Genomic DNA, 13,609 nt, shown 5'->3' on the forward strand with positions numbered 1-13,609 from the left:
GCGGGGGGGGGGGGGGGGGGCCTGGCGGCGGGGGGGGGCCCAGGCCCCCCCCGCCCCGGGGGGGCCTCGACCCGGTGGTGCGACATGTGCAGCCGACCAACGGTCGGCTCTACCCGGTGGGGCGACACGTGCAGCCGACCAACGGTCGGCTCTACCGGGTGGGGCGGAAATTTCGGGTATCCGGCGTCAGCCGAAGGTCCAGAACGGCGCCTTGATCCGCTCGCGCCAGTACGTTTCCCCGGCCAGGTAGAACTTCTGCGCGTAGGCCTTGGCGAACCAACCTGCGGCCGCGTCCAGATCACGTGTCACGCCGGCGCGGCCGCGGCCCAGCAGCAGGCCGCTGAAATACTGCCCGTACACATTGCCCTGGTCGGCCGCCAGCCGATACCAGCGCAGCGCCTCGATACCATCGCGCGGCAGGCCCATCCCGAGTTCGTACATCGCGCCCAGATCCACCTGGGCGTCGGCATCACCGCGCTGCGCACGCCGCTGGATGTCGACGACCAGCGGATGCAGGGTGCCCTCCGGCTGCGCGGCGATCGCCTGCGGCAGCCGCGAGGATTCGGACGGCATGTGGTGGTAGATGGTCGCGCGCAGGTCCCAACGCAGCGCGCTGGCCGCCTCACCGCGTTCGCGATGGAACCTGGCCAGCATCAGCATCGCCATCGGGTTGCCATGCTCGGCAGCGGCGCGATACCAGCGCTCTGCCTTGCGCGGTGAGGCGCGCAGTGCAGTGCCCTGCAGGATGTTCGGGCCGGTGCCATGCAGCAGCTCACCGTGGGTCCAGATCCGGCCCAGGGCCTCTTCGGCCTGGGGGTTGTGGAAGCTCCACGGGGTGACGGCGGCGGCACGTTCGTACCAGGTCACGGCGCGCGGGTCGTTGAAGGTCTCGTAGGTCCTGGCGGCCTCCCAGGCACTGTCGAAGCTGCCATCGGCCGCCTTGGTCTCGATCGACTGCACGATGCTCGCAGGCGTCCGTGACGGGGCGCTGCTGCAGGCGATGAGAGAAAGGGCCAGGGCGATGCCGCCCAGGCGTGTAGCGATGCGTCCAATGCGAGCGGTCATGCCAGCCAGGGGGGTGCAGAAGGACCGTGATTATCGCCCGGCCCCGGAGCGCGGGGTTGTCCGCGGCGGTCGGTTTGGTTGCCATCGCAACAGTTGCACCGCCGCCCAAACCCGGTTACGGTCGGTCCATGTCCTCGTTCCCGGCCACCGCTGTCAGCAATACCAACCGCACTAATCTGCGCGCGAATAATCGTGCGCGGCCGATGCGGGACTGCGACCAGGGCTAGTACAAGCAACTCGCCCGGACCCCAGAAAACCCGCATCGACCGATGCGGGTTTTTTTGTGGCCCGGGTTTACCCCTTCCGGGCCTGGGTGGCCGGTCGAATGCCTGCAATACGTGTATTCCCCCATCATCAGGAGCTGTTCCCATGTGTTCGATTTTCGGTATTTTCGGCCTCCAGGCAGGCGATGACCTCGTCGCATTGCGTCGCCATGCGCTGGACCTGTCGCAGCGCCAGCGCCATCGCGGCCCGGACTGGAGCGGGGTGTACGTCGATGACGGCGCCATCCTGGTCCACGAGCGCCTGGCCATCGTCGACCCCGCCGGTGGCTCGCAGCCGTTGCTCTCCGAAGACGGCGGGCTGGCACTGGCGGTCAACGGCGAAATCTACAACCACCGCGAACTGAAGGCCGAGCTGGCCCAGCCGTACGCCTTCCAGACCGGCTCGGACTGCGAGGTGATCAACGCGCTGTACCGCGAAGACAGCCCGGCCTCGTTCCTGAACCGCCTCAACGGTATTTTCGCCTTCGCGCTGTGGGACCGCGCCGAGCAGCGCGTGCTGATCGCCCGGGATCCGATCGGCGTGGTGCCGCTGTACTGGGGCCACGACAAGGACGGCCGCCTGGTGGTGGCCTCCGAACTGAAGTCGCTGGTGGACATCTGCGCCGACGCCGCGCAGTTCCCGCCGGGGCACTGGTACGACAGCGCCACCGACACGCTCACCCGTTACTACGAGCGCCCGTGGCGCGACTACGACGCGGTCGAAGGCGTGGAGGCGGACCGCGTCGAACTGCGTGAGGCGTTCGAGCGTGCGGTGCACCGCCAGCTGATGACCGACGTGCCCTACGGTGTACTGCTCTCCGGCGGTCTGGATTCGTCGCTGGTCGCAGCCGTCGCCGCGCGCTATGCCCGCCACCGTGTCGAAGATGGCGATCAGAGTGAAGCCTGGTGGCCGCGCCTGCACTCCTTCGCGATCGGCCTGAAGGGCTCGCCCGATCTGGCGGCCGCCGCCATCGCCGCCGAAGCCCTGGGCACCGTGCACCACGGCTTCGAATACACCTTCGAAGAAGGCCTGGATGCGCTGCCGGAAGTGATCCGCCACGTGGAGACGTACGACGTCACCACCATCCGCGCCTCTACGCCGATGTTCCTGCTGGCGCGCCGGATCAAGGCGATGGGCGTGAAAATGGTGCTGTCCGGTGAGGGCAGCGACGAGATCTTCGGTGGCTACCTGTACTTCCACAAGGCGCCGAACGCGCGTGAGTTTCATGAGGAGCTGGTGCGCAAGCTCGACGCACTCAACAACTACGATTGCCTGCGCGCCAACAAGTCGATGATGGCCTGGGGCGTGGAGCCGCGCGTGCCGTTCCTGGATCGCGAGTTCCTCGATGTGGCCATGCGCATCGATGCCAAGCACAAGATGGTCGGGCAGGGCCCTGCCGGTACGCGACGTATCGAGAAGGCGGTGCTGCGCGAAGCCTTCGAAGGCTACCTGCCGGACTCGATCCTGTGGCGCCAGAAGGAGCAGTTCAGCGATGGCGTCGGCTATGGCTGGATCGACGGGCTCAAGGCCCATGCCGAGGCCCAGGTCAGTGACCGTGTGATGGCCGCGGCGGACAAGCGCTTCGTGCACAACCCGCCGCAGACCAAGGAAGCCTACTTCTACCGCCACGTGTTCGAGCAGTACTTCCCGACCCAGGCGGCAGCGGAGACCGTGCCGGGTGGCAAGTCCATCGCGTGCTCTTCGCCGGCGGCGATCGCGTGGGATGCGAGCTTTGCCGCGATGGCCGATCCCTCCGGGCGCGCCATCGCCGGCGTACACGAGCAGGCGCTGGCCTGATCGGATCTGCCACACCGCCGCGTCGTCCGCGGTGGTGTGGCGACGCGTGCAGCCCGTAGAATCGCCCCTTCAATCGATGGGGATCGGTCATGGACTCTGACACCACCGGCATGCGTCGCAGCGGCCTGGCCTGGCGCTACCTGGGCTGGGTGGCGTTGCCGCTGGTGATCGGCCTGGGCCTGGCGCGGTTTGCCGGCCCCGCCGTGACCGCGCAGGTGGCCCGTGCAGAGTCCTCGCTGGGGGGCGACTGGGCCGCGCATCTGCATGCGCCGCTCGGTCTGTTCCTGCTGCAGTTGCTGGTATTGCTGATGGTCGCAAAGGGCGCGGGCTGGCTGTTCCGTCGCCTTGGCCAGCCGGGGGTGATCGGTGAGATGGCGGCCGGCCTGATGATGGGGCCGCTGGTGCTGGGGGCCATGTTGCCGCAGGTCCACGGCGTGCTGTTCCCGCCGGCATCGCTTGGTTCGCTCGGCCTGCTCAGCCAGCTCGGCGTGCTGATGTTCCTGCTGGTGGCCGGGGCGGAGCTGGATCTGGGCGGACTGCGGGGGCGACGTCGTTTCGCCTTCGTGGTCAGCCATGCCGGTATCGCCGTGCCCTTCGTGCTGGGCGTGCTGCTCGCGATCTGGCTCTATGGTGCACACGCGCCGCCGGGCGTGGGCTTCACCGGCTTTGCGTTGTTCGTGGGTATTTCATTGAGCATCACGGCGTTCCCGGTGCTGCTGCGCATCCTGGCCGACCGGGGCATGACCGGCACGCCGCTGGGCCAGACCGCCATCGCCTGCGCCGCGCTCGGTGATGCCACCGCATGGTGCCTGCTGGCGCTGATCGTGGCCGCTGCGCAATCGCAGGGCTGGGTGCCCGCGACGATCAACCTGGTCTGCGTGGTCGCCTTCGTGGCGCTGATGCTGTGCGTGGTGCGCCCGTGGTTCTCGCGCCGGGTGATCGCGCCGGGCCAGGAAGGACGCTGGCTGCTGATCATGCTGTTGATGGCGCTGGGCTGCGCCCTGGTGACCGAGATGCTGGGCATCCACGCGCTGTTCGGCGCCTTCGCGGCCGGCGTGGCGGTGTCCGGCAACGCCACCCTGCGGCACACCGTGGCCGAGCGCGTCGAGCCGTTCGCGGTGACCTTGCTGCTGCCGCTGTTCTTCGCCATGACCGGCCTGCGCATGCGCGCCGATGCCCTGCAGGCCAGCGACCTGGTGCTGTGCCTGATCGTGATCGTGGTGGCCACGCTGGGCAAGCTGATCGGCACCTGGAGCGCAGCGCGCAGTGCCGGCATGGGCAGCCATGAGGCGTGGAAGCTCGGGGCCCTGATGAATACCCGCGGCCTGATGGAGCTGATCGTGCTCAACCTGGGCTACGAGCTGGGCTTCCTCGGCGACCGCCTGTTTGCCGTGCTGGTGATCATGGCCCTGGTAACCACGGCCATGACCGGGCCGCTGCTGAATGCGATGGAGCGGTGGAAGCGCAACTGCAACTGATTCCGATTAGATCACCGGAATTCCAGATAGGGCACCATGCGCGCATTGATTCATCAGGAGCACCCCCATGAAAGGCAACCCGGACGTCATCGCCTGCTTGAAGGAACTGCTGCGCGGCGAGTTGGCCGCGCGCGACCAGTACTTCATCCATTCGCGCCGCTACGAAGACCAGGGCCTGTTCGCGCTCTATGAGCGCCTCAACCACGAGATGGAAGAAGAGACCCAGCACGCCGATGCGCTGCTGCGCCGCATCCTCTTCCTCGGCGGCGACCCGGACATGCGCCCGCATGTGTTCGAGCCCGGCGTGACCGTGGAAGCGATGCTGCAGAAAGACCTGGAGACCGAGTACAGCGTCCGCGACAACCTGGCCGCCGGCATGAAGCTGTGCGAACAGCACCAGGACTATGTGAGCCGCGACATGCTGCTGGTGCAGTTGAAGGACACCGAAGAAGACCATGCCTGGTGGCTGGAGCAGCAGTTGGGCCTGATCAAGCGCATCGGCCTGGCGCTGTACCAGACCAGCAAGATGGATGCGAAGGGTACGGCTGCGCATTGAGTGGGTGCGTTCCGGTCTTCCGGGGAGCCGGCCAGCGGCCGGCACTACCGGTGCCACGGCATCGGGTTCCGCACGCCAGCCAGCCTTCGCCAGCCAGCGGCTGAACCCTCGTCCGCCTGCCAGCTTCTGCCAGCCAGCCGACGTTGAGACGATCAGAAAGGCCGGGGAAACCCGGCCTTTTCTGTGGGTGCAACAAAAAAACGGCCGGGTTTCCCCGGCCGTTCCGATTCACGTCAACACCGCGACGCTTACTCCACTGCCAGCCCTTCCACCTTCTGCCAGCCACGCGGCAGCAGGTGGCCACGGGTCGCGCGGGTGCCCAGGTAGGTGTCCAGATCCTTGAACGACAGGTTCATGGTGCGCTGGCCGCTGCGCACCAGCAGCGTGTTGCCCGGCGCCACCGATACCACCGCGACCACGCGCTCGGTCGCGAGCTTGGCCTTGGGGATGTCGATGATCTTGTTGCCCTTGCCCTTGTCCAGTTCCGGCAGGTCGCTGGCCGCGATCGCCAGCAGGTTGCCCGAGCTGGTCACGGCCACGATGCGATCCGTCTCCGGATTGGCCACCACGGCCGGGGTCAGCACCTTGGAGCCGGAGGTCAGGTTGAGCATCGCCTTGCCGGCCTTGTTGCGGCCGGTGAGGTTCTCGAAGCGGGTCACGAAGCCATAGCCGTGCGTGGAGGCCAGCACGAAGCGCGTGTTGTTCTCGCCACTGGCCAGGGTCATGAAGGCGCTGCCCGGCGCCGGCGAGAAGCGACCGGTCAGCGGTTCGCCGTTGCCGCGGGCCGAGGGCAGGGTGTGGATCAGGGTCGAATAGGCCCGGCCCTCGCTGTCCAGGAACGCCACCTGCTGCGTGCTGCGTGCGCGCACCGAACCGAGCAGCGCATCGCCATCACGGTAGGACAGGGTGGACGGGTCCATGTCGTGGCCCTTGGCCGCACGGATCCAGCCCTTCTCCGAGAGCACCACCGTCATCGGCTCGCTCGGCACCAGCTCGGTTTCATCGATGGCCTGCGCCGCGCCACGCTGCACCAGCGGCGAACGACGGTCATCGCCGAACTTCTTGGCATCGGCCACCAGCTCATCGCGGATCAGCTTCTTCAGCTTGGCCTTGCTCTCCAGGATGCCGACGATCTTGTCGCGCTCCTTGGCCAGCTCGTCCTGCTCGCCGCGGATCTTCATCTCTTCCAGGCGGGCCAGCTGCTTCAGCTTGGTTTCCAGGATGTACTCGGCCTGTTCCTCGCTCAGCGCGAAGCGCGCGATCAGCGCCGGCTTGGCTTCGTCCTCGGTGCGGATGATGCGGATCACTTCATCCAGGTTGAGGAAGGCGATCAGCAAGCCATCCAACATATGCAGGCGGCGCTCGACCTTCTGCAGGCGATGGTTGAGGCGGCGGGTCACGGTGGTGCCGCGGAACTGCAGCCACTCGCTGAGCAGGGTCTTGAGGTTCTTGACCTGCGGGCGGCCGTCCAGGCCGATCACATTGAGATTGACCCGGTAGCTGCGCTCCAGATCGGTGGTGGCGAACAGGTGGCCCATCAGCTGCTCGGCGTCCACGCGGTTGGAGCGCGGTACCAGCACCACGCGCACCGGGTTGGCGTGGTCGGACTCATCGCGGATGTCCTCCAGCCACGGCAGCTTCTTGGCGCGCATCTGCGCGGCGATCTGCTCGATCACCTTCGACGGCGACACCTGGAACGGCAGCGCGTTGACCACGATGTTGCCGTTATCCTTCAGGAAGGTGGAACGCGCCCGCACGCTGCCGTAGCCGGTCTCGTACATGGTCCGCAGATCGGCGATCGGGGTGATGATCTCGGCGAAGCTCGGATAGTCCGGGCCTTTCACGTGCTCGCACAGGTCGGTGACCGTCGCGTCGGGATCGTCGAGCAGGTGCAGCAGCGCGCTGACGATCTCGTTGAGGTTGTGCGGCGGCACGTCGGTGGCCATGCCCACGGCGATGCCAGTGGTGCCGTTGAGCAGCAGGTGCGGCAGGCGCGCCGGCATCCAGGTCGGCTCTTCCAGCGTACCGTCGAAGTTCGGGGTCCAGTCGGTGGTGCCCTGGTTGATCTCGCCCAGCAGCACTTCGGCGATCGGGGTCAGCTTGGACTCGGTGTAGCGCATCGCTGCGAACGACTTGGGATCATCGGTCGAGCCGAAGTTGCCCTGGCCTTCGATCAGCGGGTAGCGGTACGAGAACGGCTGGGCCATCAGCACCAGCGCTTCGTAGCAGGCGCTGTCGCCATGCGGGTGGTACTTGCCGATCACGTCACCGACGGTACGCGCGGACTTCTTCGGCTTGGAGGACGCGTTCAGACCCAGCTCGCTCATCGCATAGATGATGCGGCGCTGCACCGGCTTGAGGCCGTCGCCGAGGAACGGCAGTGCGCGGTCGAGCACCACGTACATCGAATAGTCCAGGTACGCCCGTTCGGCGTACTCGCGCAGGGGCAGCTGTTCAAAGCCGTGGAACGCGGGGCGGGCAAGATCGGTCATGCGGGATTGTTACCTGTGGCAAGGGACGGCGACGGCTGTCGCCCTCGCAGGCGGATGATTATCCGGATGCGGCCGGGGATGCCAAGCCGCGTGATGGGTTCAGGGGGTGTCCGCTGCGCGCCAGATAGCGCCCGGGCGGGCTGCCGAAGTGGCGGCGGAACACGGTGACGAAGGCGCTGGGGCTGCTGAACCCCAGTTCGTGCGCGATATCGGACACGCTCTGGCCATCGGACAGCCGGCGCAGCCCCTCGGCCAGCCGGGCCTGCTGGCGCCATTGCGCAAAGCTGAGCGTGGTTTCATCGCGGAAGTGCCGGGTCAGTGTACGCGGCGACAGCCCGGCCCACCGGGCCCATTGCTCCAGGCTGCGGCCGTCGGCCGGGTCGGCGATCAGCTGCGAGGCGATCCGCAGCAGGCGCCGGTCCTGCGGCATCGGCAGGTGCATGCGCTGGCGCGGCGCATTGCGGATCTCGTCCAACAGGACCTCGATCATGTGCTGCTGGCGCAGGCTCGGCTCGGCCGCGGGCACCCACGCGGTGACGCGCAGCGAAAGCGCCTGCAGGAGATCGGAAATGGCCAGCACGCAGGGTTCGTCGGGCAGGTCACAGGCCATCGGTGCGCTCACGATCACGCCCCAGCCACGCAGCGGCCCGCAGATATCCACCGTATGCGGCTCGCCCGGCGGCATCCAGCCGGCACAGCCCGGTGGCAGCGACCAGGTGCCGTGGCGGGTGCGGGTGGTCAGCAGCCCGGCCTCCACGCAGATCAGCTGGGCGCGCCGGTGCTGGTGCCAGTCGATCTCGCGTTCCAGCCCCTTGGGGCTCTCGATGCGGAAGCCGAGCACGCCCAGCCCGTCGTCCCGTTCGAACCAGTCCAGGACCTGGTTGCGGATCATCTGGGTGGCGTCGGTCTCCAGCGCTGGCCTGAAAGTGTTATCCATTGTCCAAATTGTAATACCCGGCCAGTGGCGGGCGCCATTAAGGTAGCGACCTCCCCATTGTCCTGATTGCTGCAACACAGCATTTGGTTCCAGATTGAATATTTCTATTGAGAAATATATTTTTTGGAAGAGAATGCTCACCCATGATCTGCCCTGATGCCCATCCCCCCAGCTTCGGACTCCTGCTGCGCCAAGTGCGCGATGGCCTGGTCCGTCAGCTAGACACGTCGATGGCCGAGGAAAACCTCGGTATTGGCTTCACCCACTATCTCGGTCTGAAGGTACTCGCGGCGCGTGCCCCGTGCACCGCCAACGAGTTGGCCCAGGCCCTGGACCAGGTGCCCAGCGCGGTCACCCGCCTGCTGGACAAGCTGGAAGCCTTGGACTGCGTGCGGCGCGAGCCGCACGCCCAGGACCGACGGGCGCTGCAGATCGTGCTGACCGAGCCGGGCCGCCAGTTGTGGGCCCGCCTCAAACAGCGGGGCGACCAGACCATCGACGACGCCATGCGTGATCTGTCTCCGGACGAACGCGCGCAGCTGCTTTCCCTCATGACCCGTGTACGCGACTCACTGGTAACGCCATGACTTCCATGTTTGAACGTTCTTATTCACTGCGCCCACTGCGGCCGGTGCTGGTCTCCGCGCTGGCGCTTGCGCTGGCCGCGTGTGCCAGCAGCCGCGGCCTGGAGCCGCAGGGCCGTCTGCTGGATGCCGACAGCCTGCAGACCCAGCGCACCCTGGCCGGCAACGGCCTGAGCCAGCCCGGCTGGCCAGCCACGGACTGGTGGCGCGCGCTGGGCGATCCGCAGCTGGACGCGCTGATCGCCGAAGGCCTGCAGCGCAATCCGGGGCTGGACGCGGCCGATGCACGCCTGCGCCAGGCGCGTGCCCAGATCGGCACCGCCCGCGCCGACCGCCTGCCCAGCGTGTCCGCCTCCGGTGGCTACACCGGCGTACGCCTGCCCGAATCGATGGTCGGCGACGAACTCGGGGGCAGCTACGCCGGCAGCGGCCAGGCCTACCTGAGCTTCAGCTACGGCATCGACCTGTGGGGTGGCAAGCGCGCCGCCTGGGAAGCGGCCGTGGACAGCGGTCATGCCGCCGAAGTGGACGCCCAGGCCGCACGCCTGAATCTCTCGGCCGCCATCGCCGAGGCGTATGCACAGCTCGGTTACGCATGGACGCTGCATGACGTGGCCAGCGAAGAACTGGCGCGCTCGCAGAAGACCCTGGACCTGACCCGTCAGCGGCGCGCCGCTGGCATCGACAGTGACCTGCAGACCCGCCAGGCCGAAGCCCGTATTCCGGCCGCGCAGCAGCAACAGCAGGCCGCGCAGCAGCAGATCGACGAAGCCCGCACCGCGCTCGCCGCGCTGGTCGGGCAGGGCCCCGACCGGGGCCTGCAGATCGTGCGCCCGCAGGTGTTGAACCCGCTGGCCCTGCAGCTGCCCGGCGTGCTGCCGAGCGAACTGCTCGGCCGTCGCCCGGACATCGTCGCCGCGCGCTGGCGCGTGGAAGCAGCCAACCGCGAGATCCACGCGGCCAAGGCCGCGTTCTATCCCAGCCTCAACCTGACCGCCCTGGGTGGCGTGGTTTCCAGTGAAGTGGACCAGCTGCTCAAGAGTGGCTCGACGTTCGCCTTCCTCGGCCCGGCACTGAGCCTGCCGATCTTCGACGGTGGCCGCCTGCGCGCCAACCTGGGCAAGACCGACGCGCAATACGACCTGGCCGTGGCTGACTACAACCAGTCCGTGCTCAACGCGCTGCGCGATGTTGCCGACCAGGTCAATGCGGTGCGCTCACTGGCCGACCAGGCCAGTGCCCAGGCCCAGGCCGTCAGCACCGCACGTGCCGCCCATGATCTGGCCGAACAGCGCTACCGCGCCGGCATCGGCAGCTACCTGGATGTGCTCAGCGTCGAAGAGCAGTTGCTGGTCTCCCAGCAGCGGCTGGCCGAACTGCAGTCGCGTCAGATCCTTGTTTCGGTCCGCCTGAGCCAGGCGTTGGGCGGTGGCTTCACCCCGACCAGCGATGCCGCCACGGTCGCCGCCACCCCCGAATCCTCGCATTCCTGAGAGTCATCCCCATGAGTCAGACCTCCGCTCCCGCTGCCGAGAAGGCAGCTCCCTCCCGTCGTGGCAAGCTGCTGCGCGGCCTGCTGGTCATCGTGGTGCTGCTGCTGGCCGCGCTGGCCCTGTGGTACTTCATGTTCGGCCGCTGGTTCGAAGAAACCGACGATGCCTACGTGCAGGGCAACCAGGTCCAGATCACCCCGCTGATCAGCGGCACCGTGGTCGGGATCAACGCCGATGACGGCATGCGCGTCGAGCGCGGCCAGCTGCTGGTCCAGCTGGACCCGGCCGACACCGAAGTGGCCCTGCAGCAGGCCGAAGCCAACCTCGCCAAGACGGTTCGCCAGGTGCGCGGTCTGTACCGCAGCGTGGAAGGGGCCCAGGCTGAATTGAACGCGCGCCAGGTCACCCTCAAGCGCGTGCGCGAGGACTTCAACCGTCGTAAGGACCTGGCCAGCAGCGGCGCGATCTCCAATGAAGAACTGGCGCACGCCCGCACCGAGCTGGCGGCTGCCGAAGCCGCCGTGGCCGGTTCGCGCGAGACCTTCGAGCAGAGCAACGCGCTGGTCGATGACACCGTGATCGCCACCCAGCCCGACGTGCAGGCCGCTGCCGCGCAGCTGCGCCAGGCCTACCTCAACAATGCCCGCGCCGGCATCGTCGCGCCGGTCACCGGTTACGTGGCGCGTCGTTCGGTGCAGGTCGGCCAGCGCGTGCAGCCGGGCAATGCCCTGATGGCCGTGGTGCCGACCGAGCAGATGTGGGTGGAAGCCAACTTCAAGGAAACCCAGCTGCGCCACATGCGCCTGGGCCAGGAAGTGGAGCTGCGTTCGGACCTGTACGGCGGCGATGTGACCTACAAGGGCCGCATCGACAGCCTCGGCCTGGGCACCGGTTCGGCGTTCTCGCTGCTGCCGGCGCAGAACGCCAGCGGCAACTGGATCAAGATCGTGCAGCGCGTGCCGGTGCGCATCGCCATCGATGCCAAGCAGCTGGCCGAGCATCCGCTGCGCATCGGTCTGTCGATCAAGGCCGAAGTGAGCCTGCGTGACCAGAAGGGCACCGTGCTGCCGACCGACATCGCCAAGGGCCAGGTGTTCGATACCGACGTCTACGCCAAGCAGCTGCACAGCGCTGACGATGTGATCCACCAGATCATCCAGCGCAACCTGCCGCAGCAGGGCAAGGCGAGCTGAGGCCACCATGTCCGCACAAGCTCCCGCCGCACCGGGCGCCCCCGCGGCCCCCGGCACGGCCTTCCGGCCGGCCAACGTCGCCCTGTGCACCGCAGGCCTGGCGATGGCCTCGTTCATGCAGGTCCTGGACACCACCATCGCCAACGTCTCGTTGCCGACCATCGCCGGCAATCTCGGCGCCAGTTCGCAGCAGGCCACCTGGGTCATCACCTCGTTCGCGGTCAGCACCGCCATCGCGCTGCCGCTGACCGGCTACCTCAGCCGGCGCTTCGGCGAGACCAAGCTGTTCGTGTGGGCCACGCTGGCCTTTACCCTGGCTTCGCTGCTGTGCGGCCTGGCCCAGAGCATGGGCATGCTGGTCGTCTCACGTGCCATCCAGGGCTTCGTCGCCGGCCCGATGTACCCCATCACGCAGAGCCTGCTGGTCTCGCTCTATCCGCGCGAGAAGCGCGGGCAGGCGCTGGCGTTGCTGGCCATGATCACCGTGGTCGCGCCGATCGCCGGCCCGATCCTCGGTGGCTGGATCACCGACAACTACAGTTGGGAATGGATCTTCCTGATCAACGTGCCACTCGGCATCTTCGCGGCGCTGGTGGTGGGCAACCAGCTCAAGGGGCGCCCCGAACACGTCGAAAAGCCGAAGATGGATTACGTCGGCCTGATCACCCTGGTGATCGGCGTGGGCGCGCTGCAGCTGGTGCTCGATCTGGGCAACGACGAAGACTGGTTCAGTTCGACCAAGATCGTCGTGCTGGCCTGTGTGTCGGTGGTGGCGCTGGCGGTGTTCCTGATCTGGGAACTGACCGACAAGGATCCCATCGTCGATCTGCGCCTGTTCCGGCACCGCAACTTCCGCGCCGGGACGCTGGCGATGGTGGTGGCCTACGCGGCCTTCTTCAGCGTGGCGCTGCTGATTCCGCAATGGCTGCAGCGTGACATGGGCTACACCGCGATCTGGGCCGGCCTGGCAACCGCGCCGATCGGCGTGTTGCCGGTGATCATGACGCCGTTCGTGGGCAAGTACGCCTCGCGGTTCGACATGCGCATGCTGGCCACGATCGCCTTCATCTTCCTGTCCTTCACCAGCTTCCTGCGCTCGGGCTTCAACCTGCAGGTGGACTTCGGCCACGTGGCCGGCATCCAGCTGATCATGGGTATCGGCGTGGCGTTGTTCTTCATGCCGGTGCTGCAGATCCTGCTGTCGGATCTGGACGGTCGCGAGATCGCCGCCGGTTCCGGCCTGGCCACCTTCCTGCGCACGCTGGGCGGCAGCTTCGCCGCCTCGCTGACGACATGGCTGTGGGCACGCCGTACCCAGGAGCACCATGCGCATCTGACCGAGCACATCTCCGGTTACACCCCGGGCATGCAGGACCAGGTGACCGCGATGGGGCAGGGCGACCTGCAGCATGGCGCGGCGGCGCTCAACAACATGATCAACCACCAGGCCTCGCAGATGGGTTTCAACGACATCTTCTTCCTGCTGGGCTGGATCTTCCTGGCCATCATCGCCTTCCTGTGGCTGGCCAAGCCGCCGTTCGGTGCAGGGGCGGGTGCTGCCTCGGCCGGTGGGCACTGAGCACGTGATACGTTGAAACGAAAAACCCCGCTGAAAGGCGGGGTTTTTTTTGCTACCGGACGGTAGAAACGAAAAAACCCGCTTGCGCGGGTTTGATCATTTTCTGAGTCATGGTGCCCAGGAGAGGACTCGAACCTCCACGAAGTTGCCCCCGCTAGCACCTGAAGCTAG

Annotated in this window: 10 protein-coding genes; 7 read left to right on the forward strand and 3 right to left on the reverse strand. The window is 67.2% G+C overall.

Features of this window, described 5'->3' with window-relative positions:
• Window positions 1-186: 186 nt before the first annotated feature.
• Window positions 187-1,065 carry a tetratricopeptide repeat protein gene (locus ABE422_RS18515; protein ID WP_313217735.1) on the reverse strand — a complete coding sequence of 293 codons (879 nt, stop codon included), beginning with the start codon at window positions 1,063-1,065 and terminating at the stop codon, window positions 187-189.
• Window positions 1,066-1,434: 369 nt separating this feature from the next.
• On the opposite strand from ABE422_RS18515, the gene asnB reads away from it, so the two are divergent.
• From asnB to ABE422_RS18530, 3 genes are all read left to right on the forward strand, one after another.
• Complete coding sequence (asnB, locus tag ABE422_RS18520; RefSeq protein WP_313217736.1) at window positions 1,435-3,126, forward strand: asparagine synthase B; 1,692 nt, start codon at window positions 1,435-1,437, stop codon at window positions 3,124-3,126.
• An 89-nt stretch (window positions 3,127-3,215) separates the two neighbouring features.
• Entirely contained in the window at window positions 3,216-4,604 is a 1,389-nt protein-coding gene (locus tag ABE422_RS18525; protein WP_346483481.1) for a cation:proton antiporter, read from the forward strand.
• 67 nt (window positions 4,605-4,671) lie between these two features.
• On the forward strand, window positions 4,672-5,160 hold the full coding sequence (locus tag ABE422_RS18530; protein WP_313211674.1) for a bacterioferritin: 489 nt from the start codon (window positions 4,672-4,674) through the stop codon (window positions 5,158-5,160).
• Between the two features lie 248 nt (window positions 5,161-5,408).
• Here ABE422_RS18530 and parC read toward each other — a convergent pair whose 3' ends face one another.
• Complete coding sequence (parC, locus tag ABE422_RS18535) at window positions 5,409-7,652, reverse strand: DNA topoisomerase IV subunit A (RefSeq protein ID WP_346483482.1); 2,244 nt, start codon at window positions 7,650-7,652, stop codon at window positions 5,409-5,411.
• A gap of 58 nt (window positions 7,653-7,710) precedes the next feature.
• Window positions 7,711-8,589: a helix-turn-helix transcriptional regulator gene (locus ABE422_RS18540; RefSeq protein WP_346464646.1), complete on the reverse strand. Its 879-nt coding sequence runs from the start codon at window positions 8,587-8,589 to the stop codon at window positions 7,711-7,713.
• A gap of 143 nt (window positions 8,590-8,732) precedes the next feature.
• Here ABE422_RS18540 and ABE422_RS18545 point away from each other — a divergent pair, with 143 nt between their 5' ends.
• From ABE422_RS18545 to ABE422_RS18560, 4 genes are read left to right on the forward strand one after another with little or no spacing between them, the layout of a single operon-like run.
• Window positions 8,733-9,176, forward strand: coding sequence for a MarR family transcriptional regulator (locus ABE422_RS18545; protein ID WP_088433075.1), 444 nt, complete (start codon window positions 8,733-8,735; stop codon window positions 9,174-9,176).
• A 5-nt stretch (window positions 9,177-9,181) separates the two neighbouring features.
• Window positions 9,182-10,666 carry an efflux transporter outer membrane subunit gene (locus tag ABE422_RS18550; protein ID WP_313211678.1) on the forward strand — a complete coding sequence of 495 codons (1,485 nt, stop codon included), beginning with the start codon at window positions 9,182-9,184 and terminating at the stop codon, window positions 10,664-10,666.
• Between the two features lie 11 nt (window positions 10,667-10,677).
• A complete protein-coding gene (gene emrA / locus ABE422_RS18555; RefSeq protein ID WP_123728786.1) occupies window positions 10,678-11,859 on the forward strand; it encodes a multidrug efflux MFS transporter periplasmic adaptor subunit EmrA in 1,182 nt (393 codons plus the stop codon).
• A 7-nt stretch (window positions 11,860-11,866) separates the two neighbouring features.
• On the forward strand, window positions 11,867-13,438 hold the full coding sequence (locus ABE422_RS18560; protein WP_176989939.1) for a DHA2 family efflux MFS transporter permease subunit: 1,572 nt from the start codon (window positions 11,867-11,869) through the stop codon (window positions 13,436-13,438).
• The last annotated feature ends 171 nt before the right edge of the window (window positions 13,439-13,609 follow it).

The organism is Stenotrophomonas sp. TWI1151 (genome assembly GCF_039673135.1).
Classification (GTDB): Bacteria; Pseudomonadota; Gammaproteobacteria; order Xanthomonadales; family Xanthomonadaceae; genus Stenotrophomonas.